This is a genomic window from Streptomyces sp. NPDC054840, assembly GCF_053611065.1.
The window spans coordinates 1-15,136 of the sequence record NZ_JBSGZP010000102.1 but is presented as its reverse complement, the minus strand read 5'-3'; the positions used below and the strand labels follow the sequence as shown (position 1 = coordinate 15,136).

Here is a 15,136-nt window from a genome sequence, read left to right as displayed (position 1 = left end):
CACCGAGCACATCGAGGCCGACTACGACGCGGGTGTCCTGACCCTGCGGATCCCGATCGCCGAACGCGCCAAGCCCCGCAAGATCACGATCGGCGCCCCCGAGGGCCGCAAGCAGATCTCCGGCTGAACGAACGCGCACCAGCGGCGGAGGACGGGGAACCCTCCCCCTCCGGCACCCCCCGTCCTCCGCACCGTGACCTCTCACCCCTGGCGGACTGGCCGCACGAACCGGCGTGAGCCCGGCCGCCCCGCAGGACCCGGCGCCGGACCTCGACCTCCTCGCCCGCATCCTCCACCAGCTCCCCGACGGCTACGCCCTTCTCTTCGGCCAGGCCGTACCACGACAGCCCCAGCCCGCCGCGGCCTGTTTCTGGCGGGCCGGCTCTCCAAGCGCTGCGGCACCCGGCACAACCCGACCGGCAGGACGATCCGGGCCGAGCAGTCCTGGCGCGACGAACCGCGCGTATCCGCCGACCTCGGCTTCCCTGCGGCACCCTGAAACATACGAGTCACCGTCACCAGGCAGGCAGCCCTCAGCGGCAACCGCGAGGGTGCGGTGTGGCCGTGAGCGGGACGCGAACGGCCCGTTCAGGCACGCCCATGGCCGGGTTCCGGGGGCGTGGGGCCCGTGCGGGGTGCCTGCGGACTTGACGGTTCTGGCGATGATCGCGGTTCGGCGGAGGTGATGCCGAGCGGCCCGCGCCTCAAGACCTTGCCGCTGCCGACACGGCGCAGCAGTGGTACCTCGACGAAACCACCGTCACCGCAGGCCCCACACAAGAGGGAGACGCCTGACACACGTGGGTGGCCGGCCGGTCGGCCGGGCCGACACCGACCAAGAGACAGAACCCAGGCGCGGGTTCGCCCCGCACGCGGCAGCGAACCGGTCACCTGCGCCCCTGACCGCGCGTCACGGAAGAGGCGGCCCGGGTCTTCCTGGCGGGCCGACCGCGAAGGAGAACGAGCCCGATCAGGGCCAGGATCACCAGGGCGCTGCCGAGCGCCACGTCGTACGCCTTGTTGCCGCCGTACACGGAGGTCCTGCCCAAGGACAGCAGCCAGGGCGACGCCAGCAGCCACGCCCCGGCAACGGCGACGATCAGATCCGATCGGACGCCTGCGCCCCGGTAGACCCGGGAACCCGCGGCGAACACGACGATCGTGCCGATGATGGCCTCGTTCACCTGCGCGTCTTTCGCCCCGTCCTGCTGCGCCATGGGTACGGCGCACAGAACCAGGCCGATAAGCAGCATCAGGCCCCCGATGAGCTGATCGTGCTGGGCCTTCCGCAGGGCCGGCGGAGGCGGGGACCCGGACGGCGGCCTCGTACGCACGGTGGAAACGGTCATGATTCCTCCTCTCCTGCCCGCTGCCGCCGGGAGGTGCGATATACGCGGTTCATCCACGGACAGAACGCGTACGCCGCGACAGGACGATGCCCAGAGCGATCATGCCCAGGCCCAGAACGAAGTGGAGCCAGTTGTCGGCGCTGTTGACCGGTACGAAGTTCGCGGCGCTGTCGTATTCGATGAGCAAGCCGTACAGCCACAGCACCAGGTAGACGATGCCCCCTCCGATCAGGTAGGCGCGGGCCGCTGTCGCGGTGCGGGCCATCGCGAGGCCGGCCACGCCGAAGAGGAGGTGCACGATGTTGTGGAGGACCGACACCTGGAAGATGCCCAGGAGCTTGGCCTCGGAATGGTGCTCGGCGAAAGCGAGGGTGTCGTAGTCGGTGGTGATGCCCGGGACGAATCCCAGAATGCCGACCAGCAGGAACACGGCCCCCACGACGAGGGCGGCCTGCTGGACATGGGCCCGGGTACGAGTCCGCGAGGTGGAGAAGGTGGTCATGTGCTGCCTCCAAACCAGTACCAGCGGTGCACTCACTCCGTCTTGAACCAGCGGCTACCCACCTCCGCCCCACGCAGTCACACCCTCGCTCTCCACGGAATTCACCGGGGCAACACCGCGGAAGGCGGTTCACCTGTACGCGCATGCGGGGCGGCGGCACCCGGCCTGGCCGGGCCGGTAGACAGGTAGGAACGCGTGAACTGCCGAAAGACGGCGGTCACGGCGCGCTGACCGCCCCTACCTGCTGCAAAGGGTCCGCCGATGGTGACGACGACCGAACCGATCGCGCCCGTTCCCACCCCCGGAAGGACTCCCGGGCAGGTGGTCGTCTCATGGCTGACGACCACCGACCACAAAAAGATCGGTCACCTGTACCTGATCGCGTCGTTCGGGTTCTTCATCATCGGCGGGGTGATGGCGCTGCTGCTGCGAGCCGAGCTGGCCCGGCCGGGGATGCAGATCGTCTCGAGCGAGCAGTACAACCAGATCTTCACCCTGCACGGCACGATCATGCTGCTGTTCTTCGCGACGCCGACCTTCGCCGGGTTCGCCAACGCGATCATGCCCCTGCAGATCGGGGCACCCGACGTGGCGTTCCCCCGGCTGAACATGCTGTCGTTCTGGCTGTTCCTCTTCGGAGGGCTGATCGTGGTGGGCAGCCTCTTCACCACCCAGGGCGCAGCCGATTTCGGCTGGACGGCGTACACGCCGCTCAGCGGCGGCGAGCGGACCCCCTATGTCGGCGGCGACATGTGGATCATGGGCCTGGCTCTCTCCGGCTTCGGGACCATCCTGGGCTCGGTCAACTTCGCGACGACCATCATCGGCATGAGGGCACCGGGCCTGACCATGTTCCGGATGCCGATCTTCACCTGGAACATCCTGCTCACCTCCGTGCTGGTGCTGTTCGCGTTCCCCGTCCTGGCAGCAGCCCTGCTGGTGCTGGAGGCGGACCGCCGCTTCGGGGCGCAGGTGTTCAACCCGCAGAACGGGGGAGCACTGCTGTGGCAGCACCTGTTCTGGTTCTTCGGGCATCCCGAGGTCTACATCATCGCGCTGCCGTTCTTCGGGATCGTGACGGAGATCTTCCCGGTCTTTTCCCGCAAGCCGCTGTTCGGCTACCTCGGCCTGGTCGGTGCCACGATCGCGATCTCAGGACTGTCGTTGACGGTGTGGGCACATCACATGTTCGCCACCGGCGCCGTACTCCTGCCGTTCTTCTCCTTCATGACCTTTCTGATCGCCGTGCCGACAGGAGTGAAGTTCTTCAACTGGATCGGCACCATGTGGAGGGGATCCATCTCGTTCGAGACCCCGATGCTGTGGTCGATCGGCTTCCTCGTCACTTTCCTCTTCGGCGGCCTCACCGGCATCATCCTGGCCTCGCCCCCCATGGACTTCCACGTCACCGACTCCTACTTCGTGGTCGCCCACTTCCACTACGTCGTCTTCGGGACGGTCGTCTTCGCCATGTTCGCCGGGTTCTACTTCTGGTGGCCGAAGATGACGGGCACCATGCTCGACGAACGCCTGGGGAAGATGCACTTCTGGACCCTGTTCATCGGTTTCCACCTGACTTTCCTCGTCCAGCACTGGCTCGGCGCCGAGGGCATGCCCCGCCGCTACGCCGACTACCTCGCCGCCGACGGCTTCACCGCCCTCAACACGCTCTCCTCCATCGGCGCTTTCGTGCTCGGCTGCTCCACCCTTCCCTTCCTCTACAACGTCTGGAAGACCGCCAAATACGCCCCCCGGGTCACCGTCGACGACCCCTGGGGCTACGGCCGCTCACTGGAATGGGCCACCTCCTGCCCGCCCCCGCGGCACAACTTCCTGACCATGCCCCGCATCCGCTCCGAATCCCCCGCCTTCGACCTGCAGCACCCCGAGATCGCAGCCTTCGACTACGCCGGCGACCACCACGGCCGGCGCGACGTCCTGGACCATCCCGACAACCGCCAGGCGCCCGGAGCGGGGCCGAACGCTTCCGACCGCTGAAGAGGCGGACACCATGCACAAGGACGAGGCGGCGGCCGGCCTTGCCGAGCTGGAGGGCTACCTGATGGGCCGCGCCGCCCGTCACCGCGCGGCCCGCGAGGCCGACGCCTTCGCAGACGAGCTGCCCTGGCTCGCTCACGCGGAGCGCGAGGAGGTCGTCCGCCTCTACACAGCCCGCCACCTGGCCCGCACGCGCCAGGTCCTGCTCGAGATCACCCAACGCAGCCAGGAACTGAAGGAGGAATACTCCCGCCGCTACGAGACCCTGCGCTGCCGCATGCTCGCCGTCACCCTCCTCAGCATCGCCACCACCCTGGGGCTCCTCGCGATGGACATCTGCCGACCACGCTGAGCGGCCGCCCGCCCTGCCCCGGGAAGCCGCCGCTGTCCCGTGATCCCCGGCGGGCGCACGACGACAGCCACGGCACCTCGCCGCGACAGCCCTCAGCGGTCTGCGCGTTTCGACAGTTGCGAATACCCGAACTGCAGGGCATCCGAAATGGTCAGAGCGGTCAGGGCTTCGGAGGCCGTGCGGGTGGCCTCCGGCCAGACGGCCCGGGAGCCGGCGAAGGAGGCCACGGCCCACACGCTGAGGCAGAAGGGGCAGCTGATCAGCTCGCCCATCGTTTTGCGGCCCGGGTCCTCACGCGGGGTCTCGTTGAATTCTGCCGGCGCGCCGACGCAGTCCACCCGAGTGAACGGGGCACGCAAGGGGCGCGTCACGGTGGCCTTGCCGATGAGACGGCTGAGCCGGAAGGCAGCCGTTGCGGTGAGCAGAAGCTCCCAGGGGCCTGACGGGGCGGGCCAAGGACGCCCCGTCCGCCGGCGCAGCACGGCCCAGCCGGCCGTGTAGCCGGCGAACACGGCCATCGTGCAGAGGTGCCCGCCGTGGGACCGCAGACCTCCAAGCGTGCCCATGGGAACCGCCTCCCTCCGCCCGCACGGCGTAAGGCCGCGGGATCGAACCCCTCATGCTGGGAGGCGCATACCCGGCCCCCACCCGGACACGCGTCCCACCTGCCTCGCCGTGTAGAGGAGAGCCGGTCGGGCAGGTGCCTGGCATGAGGACCCACTCCCGGCGGCACCGGACCGGCGCAGGCGTCCTGGACGGCCGGGTCGCGGTGGTCACCGGCGCCGCCCGCGGCCTGGGCCAAGGCGTGGCGTACGCCCTCGCGGAGCGAGGGTCCCGGGTGGCCCTGCTGGGGCTGGAGGGGGAGCGGCTCGGCCGGCTGGCGGCGGAGCTGCCGGGCCCGGCGGCCTCCTGGACGGTCGACGTGACCGACGCGGACGCACTCGCCGTGGCCGGGGAAGCCGTGCGCCGCACCCTGGGCGCGCCGGCCGTGGTCGTGGCCAACGCGGGTGTGGCCCTCGGCGGGCCGCTCCACGCGTGCGATCCCGAGGTATGGCGGCGGGTGGTCGAGGTCAACCTCATCGGCAGCGCCCTGACCGCGCGCTGCTTCCTGCCCGATCTGCGGCGCACCCACGGCTACTACCTCCAGGTCGCCTCCCTGGCGGCCCTGGCACCCGCGCCGCTCCTCACGGCGTACTGCGCGTCCAAATCCGGCGTCGAAGCATTCGCGCACGCACTGCGCGCCGAAGTGGCCCACCAACACGTAGGCGTCGGCATCGCCTATCTGAGCTGGGCCGACACCGAGATGATCCGTGCTGCCGACCGCACCGCTGTCTTCGGGGAGCTGCGGACGCACCTCCCGTGGCCGGCCTCCGTCACGCACGAGACCACTCCCCTCGTCCGCGCCATGATCCGGGGCATCGAACGGAGGTCGGCCCACATATACGCCCCACCGTGGCTGCGCGCGGTCCAAGCGGGGCGGGCCTGCCTGCCGTCGGTCGTCACCCACCGTTCCCGGCGGGTCCTCGGGGCTCGCAGGGACGAGCCCCTGCCGCCCACCGGCCTCCTGGGACCCGGCGGCACCGCCGCCGCCGGCACCGACGCGCCTTCGAAGCGCACCGTCATCGGAAACCACCAGCCCGAGGATGAACCATGGCCGTACGACACCGCCTGATCCACGCCGCCCCGCACGAGGTGTGGGCCGCACTCGCCGACGCTTCCCGGTACGCGGACTGGGTAGTGGGCACCAGCGACTCGCAGCCGGCCCGCGGGCTGTGGCCAGAGCTCGGCTCCGCCCTGGAGTACACCGTCCGCCTCGGGCCGTGGACCGCCTCCGGCACGACCGTGGTGCGGCGGGTCAAGGAGCCCGACGAGCTGGAGCTGGAAATCGACAGCGGCCCGCTCGGAACGGCCCGGGTGGCGATCGAGATCCGCTCCTGGGGCGAGGAATCCCTGGTCATCGTGGACGAACACCCCCTGCGCGGCGTCGGCGGCAGCCTGCACAACGCCGCGCTCGACGCCCTGATCCAGCTGCGCCACCGCGACATGCTCAAAAGACTGGCGAACGTGGTCGAGGAGCCCCACGACGGAGCGACGACAGGTACTCGCCCAGGAACGAGCGGCGTCGGGACACAGGGGTGAAGGGCGCGAACCCGTGTCCCGTCAGCCGCTCCGGCGGGTGCCGCGGTTCGATCCTGGGTCAGGAACCCCGGTAGCCGACCCAGGAGGCCGTCCCCCCGACCCGGGCCCTCAGGGCCGGCGCCCGGCCCAGGCCACCAGCCGGTCGATGGCCGGAGCCCCGGGATCCACGGCCACCACCTCTGCGAAGGGGATCCGCCCACCACGGGTTTCGGCCGGCAGCGCGCGACGTACGACGCCGATCACCCGCTCGATGAGGGCCGCGTCCCAGTCCGGGTCCTGTCCGGTCGCCCTGGCCAGGTCCCAGGTGTGCACCGTGAGTTCGTGGGTGTAGACGGCCGCGGCGGCCGCGCCCGGCAGGACGCCCATCGGCAGGCGCAGCTGCCGGCCGAGGATACCCGGATCCGCCCACACCTCGGCGACCTCACGGGCACCCGGCACCCACGCCGCCGCCCACGCCCCGTCGGCGACCTCGTCGGCGAAGGACGGCACGCTGAACGGGTCCTCGCCGCGCCCGATCACCGAGATCCGGCGCACGACGGCGACAAGGTGGCTCGACAGCCGCCGTACATCGAACTCCTCGCACGGGGTCGGGGCGTCGTACTGCTCGGGCCGGACGGCGGCCAGCGTACGGCCCGCCAGCTCGACGGCCGCGGCGAGGTCGGTCCGCGGATCGAAGGAGGAGGGGGCGGTGACGGTAACGGTGGAGTCGGACGGGGTCTCGACGAGCTGCTCGGTCTTGTTCATGGGTTCATCCTGCAAGCAGAAGTGGCCACCTTCTGGCCAGTTTCCCGAAGAGAATGAAAGGCGACGACGCGGCACCCCCGAAAGAGGAAAAAGAACACATGAGAGCTGACCGGCTGGTGGCGACCCTGCTCTTCCTCCAGGAACGCGGCCGTGTCACCGTCCCCCAGGTGGCCGCCGAACTGGAGGTGTCCGAGCGCACCGCGCGCCGAGATCTGGAGGCCCTGGCCACGTCCGGCATCCCCGTCTACTCGCAGCGCGGCCGCGGCGGCGGCTGGTCCCTCGTCGGCGGGGCCCGTACCGACCTCACCGGGCTGACCGCCGACGAGATCCGGGCGCTCTTCCTCGTCACCGGCCCGCTGTCGGCCACCCCCGAGCTGCGCACCACCCTGCGCAAGCTCGTCCGGGCCCTGCCGCCGACCCTGCGGGAGCAGGCCCGAGCCGCGACCCGCGCGGGGGTCGTCGACACCACGGACTGGTCCCGCAACGCCGTCACCGCCGATGCCGCCCACCGCTCCGCACTCCAGGGCGCCGTCGTCGACGGGATCCGCGTCCGCCTCGGCTACGCGGGCGTCGGCAAACCAGCCGGCGAACGCACCGTCGACCCCCTCGGGCTCGTGGCCAAGGCGGGCGTGGACTACCTGGTCGCCGGTACGGACAAGGGACTGCGCACCTTCCGGCTCAGCCGGGTCACCTCCGTCGAGCCGACCGGCGAACCGGTCGCCCGGCCGCCCGACTTCGACCTCGCCACGGCGTGGCGGACGCTGTCCGGAGCCTTCCAGGACGGCATGTACGCGGTGACCGCCCGGGCCCGCGTCCGCCCCGACACGCTGGCCCTGCTGCAACGGTTCCTCGGCGGCCGCGTCCGCGTCGGCGGTCCGCTGCCCGACGGCTGGACCGAGGTATGGGTCGACGGCCCCGCCGCCAAGGCCCTGGCAGCACATCTGGCCGGGCTGGGAGCGCGGGTCGAGGTGCTGGAGCCGCCGGAGGTACGCCAGTGGCTGGCCCGGATCGCCGCCGAACTCGCGGGGATGTACGCGGGGGAGGAACCGCACGCACCCCACGGCCGGTAGCCGATGGCGAACCGCTCCCGGGATGCCCGTCGAACGCTCGATCCCGTCGACCAGGACCACGACGAAGTCGGGACAGGGCTGCCGGGCGCTCCACCTGCACCCCGTGGGAGGCCCGGCGGCACGGCGCGTACGGCGCCGGAGTGCCGGGCCCGCACCCGGTCAGCTGCCGACGCCGAAGTGCACGTACCTCGGTTCCACGTTTGCGGCGGTCGAACCCGCCCTGGAGGGTGTAGCCGGAGGCCACCCACTCCGAGGATTGCGGGTCATGGCGGTGACAGGTGAGGTAGTCACCCCACGTGCCCTCCAGCGGTCCGTGCGTGCTCGCACCGGTGATGGCCAGCCGCCACTCGCCGCCGTCGCGGAAGCCCACGACGTGCGGGGGATGCCTTGGACCACCGCCCAAGAACAGCGGGACGCCGACGACCCCCCCTGGGCGTTCGGGCAGGCCGCCGGCTGCGCGTACGCACACTCCTCCTCCGCTTCCCCTGCCCGGGGGCCACAACGCCCGCCCGCCCCCCAGGCTTCCGCCACCGGCTACTTCGTCACGCGGTCCGCGGAGAAGGCGGGCGCCTTCCCCAGCACTTCGATCGTCTCTTCCATCTCGCGGACCCTGCGGCGCAGTCGCACCAGTTCCTCGCGCTCGGCCGCGGTCAGCGCGCCCGCCGCCCCCTGGCCTCGCTCCGCCGCCAGTTCCTGCGCGATCGCCTCCGCGAACGCGTCCACGTCGTCCTCGGTGGTGTCGAAGGAGGTCATCCAGCGGACCTCGCCGGCCCGCTCGTCCCACGTGTAGAAGCGGAAACGCTTCTGGAGACGCCCGGTGACGGCCGGCGGCAGGACGGCGAAGATCTGGTTGGCCTGCACCGGGCGGGATATCTCCAGGCCCGGCAGGTCGCGCACCGCCTCGTACAGCCGCCGGGTCATCGCGTTGGAGCGGGCCGCCGAACGCAGCCAGAGGTCGCCGCCGAGCAGCGCCTCGAACTGCACCGACATGAAACGCATCTTGGAGCCCAGCTGCATGCTCGTCTTGCGCAGGTGGGCCATACCGCGCACCGCGTTCTCGTTGAGCACGATCACCGCCTCACCGAAGAGCAGCCCGTTCTTGGTGCCGCCGACCGAGAGGACGTCCACGCCGGCGTCGGTGGTCATCTCGCGCAGGGACACGCCGAGGGTGGCGGCGGCGTTGGCGAGCCGGGCACCGTCCAGGTAGACGAGCATGCCGAGGTCGTGCGCGTGGTCGCAGATCGCACGGATCTCGTCCGGCGTGTAGCAGGTGCCGAGCTCGGTGGACTGGGCGATCGAGATGACCTTGGGCCGGGCCCGGTGCTCGTCCTCGAAACCCCACGCCTGACGGTCGATCAGCTCGGGGGTGAGCTTGCCGTCCCATGTGGGCACCGTCAGGAGTTTGATCCCGGCGACCTTCTCGGGCGCCCCGCCCTCGTCGACGTTGATGTGGGCCGACTCGGCGCAGACCACGGCGTCCCAGCGGTCGAGCATGGCCTGGAGCGCGAACACGTTCGCGCCGGTGCCGTTGAAGACCGGGTACGTGCGCGCGGTGGGCCCGAAGTGGCCGCGCACCACTTCCTGGAGGCGCTCGGTGTAGACGTCCGCACCGTAGCTGGCCTGGTGGCCGCCGTTGGCCAGGGCGATCGCCGCAAGGATCTCGGGGTGCGCCCCCGCGTAGTTGTCGCTGGCGAAGCCGCGCTCGTCCGGATCGTGTCGTCGCTGCAGGTGCATGGTGCTCGCTCACTTGTTTCGGTCGTACGGGTATGACACATCGGGGCCGGACGCACGCCGGCCGGTCCGCCCCCGGCCTGCGCCGGCTCCGTCCGCGCGCGGGCCTCCTCCAGGCCGCGCACCAACGGCGGCGCGGCGAGCCCGAGCAGGGCGAAGAGCGCCGCGAGGACCAGCCGGCCGGTCGCCGCCGCGCCGACGACCAGGGAGGTCATCAGCCACGGCCCGGCGAACTGCTGGAGCCCGCGCCGAGGGAGAACACCGCCCGGTCCTCCCCCTGCCGGCGCGCCGGGGCGAGCCCGAAGCACAGGCCCCAGCTCACCGACGCCTGGTACACCTCGCCGCCCCCCGAGGCGGTGCTGTACGGACCGGACCCGTGATCGCGATGCTGATCATGAGCTTTCTATCCGGGCGCCTCGGTCCCGGTCAATGGATCACCGCAAAAATATCTGCGAGAGCGAACCCGAGCCGCACATTTTCCTGAACGAGAGCCCCGCCGGCGCATGTTCAGGTCCCGGAAGCGACCGACTGCCTTCGTGAAGGTCCTCAGCGGCGAGACGTCCCCTCGGCCGACTCGGCGCGGGCGGACGGGCCACGCCGTCGCCACCGGCCGCCTCGGCGAGGGCGGCTGCTGCTTCGCTTCGGCGTGGGCGCGAGCACCGGCTTTCCGGCGGCCCGGGGCGGACCGGTCAGGAGACATGGGCGGCCGCGGTGGCGGCGCTGTCTTCCGTCGTCACGGTGACGGTCCGGGCGGGGCCGTTGCCGGCGCTCCCCAGGACCGCAACGCCGCCCATGAGGCGCAGGTCGACCCGGGTGCTGTCACCGTCGGGCCTCCGCTGGATCCGGGCCGCCGGGTAGTCCGGTCCGGTCAGGGAGATCCGCAGCGCCTCGTGGCCGGCGGGGGCGGCCTTCCGCAGAGCTTCCGCGATCCGGCGGGCGTGCCGGTCTGCGACGCAGCGCTCGGCCTCGCTCAGCGGTACCTCCGCCACCGGGCCCGGGCGGGCCGGCGCCGCGGTGGGAAGTGGCGGTGCCGGGTCGTCGAGCGGGACCGGGGTCGACCCGTCCGCGTTCGCGATGCCGGGCGGCGTCCGCCCCGGGCCGTAACGGGGCGTGACCGCCGTCGTTGCCGCTGGGGCTGACGAAGTACGTGCGGGCCGCGGCGTGCGCCGTACCGGCTCCCATGGTGGCGAGGCCGAGCGGGACGGATGAAGCGAGCAGTGCTGAGGTCAGTGCGAGGGTGCTCGTGCGTTTCACTGTTGCCTGGTCTCCCAGTTTGTCCTGGCGAAGCGGCTGGTGCCCTCCGGCGGCCGTAACCGCAAGCAAGAGGGATGCGCAAAGGGCATCGTTGAGTCCCGATCGCCGCGCCGGGTCAGGGCGCCGGGCGGTGCTGCCCGGGGGCGTTGCGCTCCGAAGTCCGCTGTGAGGGGGGTGAGTTGTTCGAGTGACGGTCCCAGACTCGAAAAACGAACACAACCCCGGACGATGTGTAAACGTTCTGACAGTACGTCATGTCGTGGCTCCGGCATCCGCCCGCAGACACGCATGGTGACCGCGGCTCCCACAACCCGGCCCTGAACCGGCCTACTCGGCAGGTTCCCTGTCCGGGCCGCCGCACGTTTCTCGCCGGGCCGCCGGCCCCGGCTCCACCCGCGCGAGGACACGACCCGCGCAGCCGCCGAGCGGGCCGGCTCCTTGCGGCAGAGGAGAGGCCGGACACGCGAGGAGGTCCGCAGGCACACAGGCACCAGGCACGCAGGCACGCAGGCACGCAGGCACGCAGGCGGGCGGCCGTCGGGCAGGAGCCGGCCCGACGCCCGGCATGCCGAGGTGGACGGGGGCGGGACCGGCGTACGAGGGCGACTGCCCGCCCGATCTGCGCGCGGTCCCCGGCGGTGAGCCGGCCGAGGTCGGCGGTGACGCGGCCCGGCTGCCCGCCCCTCCCGCTGCCGGTCAGGCGCAGCGGCAGGGCCCCGACGAGGCGAGGCCGCCCATGACGCGACCGGTCATGTCACAGGCCGCCCGTAGCCTGTCGCCATGCAGACCACTCTGATGATCTACGACGGCAGCGCTCCGGCCGGCTCCGACGTCCCGCGTACCGGGGGCGTGCCGCTGGCTCCTGCGGGATTCACGTGGCCCATGTGCGGCTCCGGCTGTGGAGGGCCGCTGCAGTTCTTCGCCCATCTCCCCGTCGAGGACGGCGTCCTGTCGGTGTTCGTGTGCCAGAACGACCCCGGCGCATGCGAATTCTGGGACGCGACTTCCGGCGCGAACCGGGTCCACCTGTTTCCCCGGCCGGAACTGCAGCCGGTGGCTGTGCCCGAGACGGGAGTGACGCTGCTGCCCGCCGTCTCGGCCATCCGTACCCAGGTCGTGACGCTCGACCCCGAGGAGTACGAGGACCACGACGGCGACGACAGCGACGGCGAAATCGCGCCTGACGCCTACGACCTTGCCCGCTCGGGATGGAAGCGGGAACCCGAAGAACGGTTCGGGAAGCAGCGTGAAGTGCTCGGGTCACTCGGAGGCAGCCCTTCCTACCTCGAGGACGACCGACTGCCCGCATGCCCCTCCTGCGCCGGCACGATGGACTTCGCGGCGCATCTGGAGGAAGGGATCTCCTCGCAGACCGCGATGAACCTCGGCGGCCAGCTGGGCTACGTCTTCGTCTGCCCGGCCTGCCGCGAAGGTGCCTTCCTCACAGACTGAGCACCCCGGACGCGCGCCGGCCAGTTCCTCGTCTACGAGGCGCCCGTGATCGCGCTCGCCGAGAGTCTGGGGCTTCCCCTGGCATACACGACGGGGTTGGACGTGGCCCGCGATCCGGATTCCCTGCGCGGGGCGGCCGCCATGGTGTCGCTGGGCCACGACGAATACTGGACCCCCGAGCAGCGCCATCACGTGACCCGGGCCCGCGACAGGGGGATGAACCTGGCCGTGCTCGGCGCCAATTGCTGCTACCGCAGGATCCGCTGGGCCCCCTCCCCGGTCGGGCCGGACCGTATCGTGGTCTGCTACAAGGACGACTACGCCCGGGACCCCGGCTTCCGGCAGGGCGATGCGCCCACCAACGAATTCAGGCACGCGCCCGCCCCCGACCCGGAGAGTTCGCTGCTCGGCGTGATCTACGACGGCTATCCGGTCGACGCCCCCTATGTCGTCTCCCGTCCGGACCACTGGCTCCTGGCGGGTACCGGGGCGCGGGCCGGCGTCTCCTTTCCGCATCTGGTGGGGATCGAGTTCGACCGGGTGAACCCGTCTTTTCCGGCGCCGGGGCCGGTCGAGGTCCTCGCGCACTCGCCGGTGGTGTGCAAGGGGAGGCCCTCGTACGCGGACACGGCGTACACCTCCCTGCCGGGAGGGGCCGCGGTCTTCGCGACGGGCACCATGCGCTGGGTCGAGGCCCTCGACGCGAGCGGAACCGGGGGCGGCAAGGGGAACCACGGCCTGGACGCACGCGCCCGGCACTTCACACGCACGGTCACCGCCAACGTCCTCAGGGCATTCGCGCGGGGGCCGGCAGCGCGGTCCGATGCCGCCGCCCAGCTAAGGACTGTCCCGTAATCCCCGGCGGGACGCACGACGCCGGCCACGGCACCTCGCCGCGTTGCCGGAACGCCCGAATACACCCAGTACGGGGGCGCCCCTCCGCCTTGCGACACCGCATCCGACGCCGTGCGCCGATACACCGGAAACTACGGGACAGCCCTTGGGCGCCGGCCCATAGGCCACGGCTCTGGCGAGCGGCGGCCCGGCCGCAGCAGCCGGCCCGGCGACACCCATGCGGGAGGCGTGGTGGACCGGCCGATCTCAGAGGTGGCCCGGATGCCGGGGGTGACCGCCAGGACACTGCGCCACTACGACGAGACCGGCCTGCCGCCGCCGGCCCGGATCGGCGCCAACGGCCACCGCTCCTACGAGGAGCACCAGCTTCTGCTGCTGCGGCAGATCCTCGTGCTGCGGGCGCTGGGCGTCGGCCTGCCGGAGATCGGCCGGATCCTTGCAGCGAGGGTCGACGAGGTGGACGCCCCGCGGGGCCACCACCAGCGGCTGCTCGCGGAGCGGGACCGGATCCTCCCGCGCCCCGGCGCTGGCAGGCCGGTGGCCGCCCGCCCCGTGTACAAGGCGGGGCGGGTCGACTGCGGCTGCCGGGTGAGCGGTCCGCGGGGCCGGCCGGTGTCGAGGCCTTGCCAGGGCCCTGGTGCGGGGGTGGCGCCCGGGCAGGTTAGTTTGCTCGGATGAGTCTCCTTGATGATGTGGCCGAGCGCGACGGCTGGCGCTGCTGGGTGTGTGACGAACCGGTCGACCCCGACGAGTCGGTGAACGACCCGCGGGGGCCCAGCGTCGACAGCCGGACCGCCGACCGGAAGGCCAAGGTCGCCGAGCGGCTCGCGCACCGCGGGTGCAACACCCGCAAGGGCGCCGTCAAGGTGGTCATCGCCTGGCCGGAGCGCCTGTACGTGGTCGAACCCGCGCCGCTGATCACCGTCGCCGAGAGGCTGGAGCGCAAGGGCGGCCGCGAGATGGTGGGCCGTTGTCCGACCAGGAAGGACGCCCAGGAGGCGGCGGACTGGCTGGTGGACCGCTTCTCCCGACTGGTACCAGGGCTGCCGGTGACGGCCGACATCCAGGCCGGCGGCGGCCAGTTCCTCGTCATCCTGTCCACCGGCCGCCGCTGACAGCGGATCCCAGGCGCCCACGCGCGTCGAGGTGGAGCCGAGCCCGGTGTACTCCGATGTCGGGAGCGGTTGCGACATGCCGTCGACGACGCACCGGCCGGCGTACGACGGCCGAGCGCGCCGTCCGCGCACTGAGCCCTTTCCGGGCGGTGTGCGTGGGCGCGTGCGGGTGGCCCGGTGCGCCGCGTACCCCGGGACCGGGACCCGACCGGCGACCAGCCCCCGCACGCAGCGGACGTCGACCTCGCGGGCGCTCGCGGACCGGACTGCGCACCTTTCCGTCGCCCCGATGCTGCCGTGCCGCTGCCCGAATGGCCGGCAGCGCTCCCGGCCCGGATGGCCGGGCAGCTGACCGCCACGGCCGCGGACGCGCCGTTGGCCGCGCCACGGGCGGCTGGCGTGCTGGAGCGGGCCGCCGCCCGGATGGGCCGGGAGACCGCCGGCCGACGGTGCGGCGACGGGTATGCCGACCGAAGCGGTGGCCACCGCGCTCGGACCTCCCAGCCGACGAGGCGGAGCGCGGCCGCCTGCCGGACATCGCGGCCGGCTGCGGTGGCACCGACGTGGAGTTCACC

At 71.8% G+C, this 15,136-nt stretch carries 15 protein-coding genes and 2 pseudogenes; 11 read left to right on the top strand and 6 right to left on the bottom strand.

Translation table 11 applies throughout. From position 1 onward, the window contains the following. Positions 1 to 127: pseudogene (locus tag ACWGIU_RS10520) on the top strand (Hsp20/alpha crystallin family protein); the annotation flags it as partial. Positions 128 to 887: 760 nt separating this feature from the next. On the opposite strand, the gene ACWGIU_RS10515 reads toward ACWGIU_RS10520, so the two are convergent. Beyond that, entirely contained in the window at positions 888 to 1,349 is a 462-nt protein-coding gene (locus tag ACWGIU_RS10515; RefSeq protein ID WP_453704341.1) for an SPW repeat domain-containing protein, read from the bottom strand. A 49-nt stretch (positions 1,350 to 1,398) separates the two neighbouring features. Then, positions 1,399 to 1,851 (bottom strand): DUF4383 domain-containing protein, encoded by a 453-nt coding sequence (locus tag ACWGIU_RS10510; protein ID WP_453704339.1) that lies wholly within the window; start codon positions 1,849 to 1,851, stop codon positions 1,399 to 1,401. A gap of 261 nt (positions 1,852 to 2,112) precedes the next feature. On the opposite strand from ACWGIU_RS10510, the gene ctaD reads away from it, so the two are divergent. Both ctaD and ACWGIU_RS10500 read left to right on the top strand, forming a co-directional pair. Next, positions 2,113 to 3,849, top strand: a complete 1,737-nt coding sequence (gene ctaD / locus ACWGIU_RS10505) for an aa3-type cytochrome oxidase subunit I (protein WP_453704337.1) — start codon at positions 2,113 to 2,115, stop codon at positions 3,847 to 3,849. A gap of 13 nt (positions 3,850 to 3,862) precedes the next feature. After that, on the top strand, positions 3,863 to 4,201 hold the full coding sequence (locus ACWGIU_RS10500; protein WP_453704335.1) for a hypothetical protein: 339 nt from the start codon (positions 3,863 to 3,865) through the stop codon (positions 4,199 to 4,201). Positions 4,202 to 4,293: 92 nt separating this feature from the next. On the opposite strand, the gene ACWGIU_RS10495 is transcribed toward ACWGIU_RS10500, so the two are convergent. Further along, positions 4,294 to 4,767, bottom strand: a complete 474-nt coding sequence (locus ACWGIU_RS10495) for a DUF1360 domain-containing protein (protein WP_453704334.1) — start codon at positions 4,765 to 4,767, stop codon at positions 4,294 to 4,296. Positions 4,768 to 4,910: 143 nt separating this feature from the next. Here ACWGIU_RS10495 and ACWGIU_RS10490 point away from each other — a divergent pair, with 143 nt between their 5' ends. After that, on the top strand, positions 4,911 to 5,873 hold the full coding sequence (locus tag ACWGIU_RS10490; RefSeq protein ID WP_453704332.1) for a short-chain dehydrogenase/reductase: 963 nt from the start codon (positions 4,911 to 4,913) through the stop codon (positions 5,871 to 5,873). Beyond that, on the top strand, positions 5,852 to 6,340 hold the full coding sequence (locus tag ACWGIU_RS10485; RefSeq protein ID WP_453704330.1) for an SRPBCC family protein: 489 nt from the start codon (positions 5,852 to 5,854) through the stop codon (positions 6,338 to 6,340). Before ACWGIU_RS10490 ends, ACWGIU_RS10485 begins: the two co-directional genes overlap by 22 nt. A 108-nt stretch (positions 6,341 to 6,448) precedes the next feature. On the opposite strand, the gene ACWGIU_RS10480 is transcribed toward ACWGIU_RS10485, so the two are convergent. Then, positions 6,449 to 7,084, bottom strand: a complete 636-nt coding sequence (locus tag ACWGIU_RS10480) for a TIGR03086 family metal-binding protein (protein WP_453704328.1) — start codon at positions 7,082 to 7,084, stop codon at positions 6,449 to 6,451. Positions 7,085 to 7,182: 98 nt separating this feature from the next. On the opposite strand from ACWGIU_RS10480, the gene ACWGIU_RS10475 reads away from it, so the two are divergent. Further along, entirely contained in the window at positions 7,183 to 8,154 is a 972-nt protein-coding gene (locus ACWGIU_RS10475; RefSeq protein WP_453704326.1) for a helix-turn-helix transcriptional regulator, read from the top strand. Positions 8,155 to 8,688: 534 nt separating this feature from the next. On the opposite strand, the gene ACWGIU_RS10470 is transcribed toward ACWGIU_RS10475, so the two are convergent. Further along, a complete protein-coding gene (locus ACWGIU_RS10470; RefSeq protein WP_453704324.1) occupies positions 8,689 to 9,888 on the bottom strand; it encodes a threonine aldolase family protein in 1,200 nt (399 codons plus the stop codon). Positions 9,889 to 9,920: 32 nt separating this feature from the next. Here ACWGIU_RS10470 and ACWGIU_RS10465 point away from each other — a divergent pair, with 32 nt between their 5' ends. Further along, positions 9,921 to 10,265 (top strand): hypothetical protein, encoded by a 345-nt coding sequence (locus ACWGIU_RS10465; RefSeq protein WP_453704322.1) that lies wholly within the window; start codon positions 9,921 to 9,923, stop codon positions 10,263 to 10,265. Between the two features lie 309 nt (positions 10,266 to 10,574). Here ACWGIU_RS10465 and ACWGIU_RS10460 read toward each other — a convergent pair whose 3' ends face one another. Beyond that, the gene (locus ACWGIU_RS10460; RefSeq protein WP_453704320.1) at positions 10,575 to 10,874 is read right to left on the bottom strand and encodes a hypothetical protein; all 300 of its coding nucleotides are present in this window, start codon (positions 10,872 to 10,874) and stop codon (positions 10,575 to 10,577) included. Positions 10,875 to 11,919: 1,045 nt separating this feature from the next. Here ACWGIU_RS10460 and ACWGIU_RS10455 point away from each other — a divergent pair. From ACWGIU_RS10455 to ACWGIU_RS10440, 4 genes and pseudogenes are all read left to right on the top strand, one after another. Further along, positions 11,920 to 12,591: a hypothetical protein gene (locus ACWGIU_RS10455; RefSeq protein ID WP_453704318.1), complete on the top strand. Its 672-nt coding sequence runs from the start codon at positions 11,920 to 11,922 to the stop codon at positions 12,589 to 12,591. A gap of 45 nt (positions 12,592 to 12,636) precedes the next feature. Then, positions 12,637 to 13,446 carry a N,N-dimethylformamidase beta subunit family domain-containing protein gene (locus ACWGIU_RS10450; RefSeq protein WP_453704316.1) on the top strand — a complete coding sequence of 270 codons (810 nt, stop codon included), beginning with the start codon at positions 12,637 to 12,639 and terminating at the stop codon, positions 13,444 to 13,446. A gap of 231 nt (positions 13,447 to 13,677) precedes the next feature. After that, positions 13,678 to 13,956: pseudogene (locus ACWGIU_RS10445) on the top strand (MerR family transcriptional regulator); the annotation flags it as partial. 164 nt (positions 13,957 to 14,120) lie between these two features. After that, positions 14,121 to 14,561, top strand: a complete 441-nt coding sequence (locus ACWGIU_RS10440) for a hypothetical protein (RefSeq protein ID WP_453704314.1) — start codon at positions 14,121 to 14,123, stop codon at positions 14,559 to 14,561. Positions 14,562 to 15,136 lie beyond the last annotated feature (575 nt).

Bases quoted from the DNA above. Each gene is read 5' to 3' on its own strand.
- ACWGIU_RS10500 (WP_453704335.1), top strand. From the start codon at position 3,863: ATGCACAAGGACGAGGCGGCGGCCGGCCTTGCCGAGCTGGAGGGCTAC.
- ACWGIU_RS10470 (WP_453704324.1), bottom strand. From the start codon at position 9,888: ATGCACCTGCAGCGACGACACGATCCGGACGAGCGCGGCTTCGCCAGC.
- ACWGIU_RS10485 (WP_453704330.1), top strand. From the start codon at position 5,852: ATGGCCGTACGACACCGCCTGATCCACGCCGCCCCGCACGAGGTGTGG.
- ACWGIU_RS10480 (WP_453704328.1), bottom strand. From the start codon at position 7,084: ATGAACAAGACCGAGCAGCTCGTCGAGACCCCGTCCGACTCCACCGTT.
- ACWGIU_RS10465 (WP_453704322.1), top strand. From the start codon at position 9,921: ATGACACATCGGGGCCGGACGCACGCCGGCCGGTCCGCCCCCGGCCTG.
- ACWGIU_RS10490 (WP_453704332.1), top strand. From the start codon at position 4,911: ATGAGGACCCACTCCCGGCGGCACCGGACCGGCGCAGGCGTCCTGGAC.
- ACWGIU_RS10455 (WP_453704318.1), top strand. From the start codon at position 11,920: ATGCAGACCACTCTGATGATCTACGACGGCAGCGCTCCGGCCGGCTCC.
- ACWGIU_RS10510 (WP_453704339.1), bottom strand. From the start codon at position 1,851: ATGACCACCTTCTCCACCTCGCGGACTCGTACCCGGGCCCATGTCCAG.
- ACWGIU_RS10440 (WP_453704314.1), top strand. From the start codon at position 14,121: ATGAGTCTCCTTGATGATGTGGCCGAGCGCGACGGCTGGCGCTGCTGG.
- ctaD (WP_453704337.1), top strand. From the start codon at position 2,113: ATGGTGACGACGACCGAACCGATCGCGCCCGTTCCCACCCCCGGAAGG.
- ACWGIU_RS10495 (WP_453704334.1), bottom strand. From the start codon at position 4,767: ATGGGCACGCTTGGAGGTCTGCGGTCCCACGGCGGGCACCTCTGCACG.
- ACWGIU_RS10475 (WP_453704326.1), top strand. From the start codon at position 7,183: ATGAGAGCTGACCGGCTGGTGGCGACCCTGCTCTTCCTCCAGGAACGC.
- ACWGIU_RS10515 (WP_453704341.1), bottom strand. From the start codon at position 1,349: ATGACCGTTTCCACCGTGCGTACGAGGCCGCCGTCCGGGTCCCCGCCT.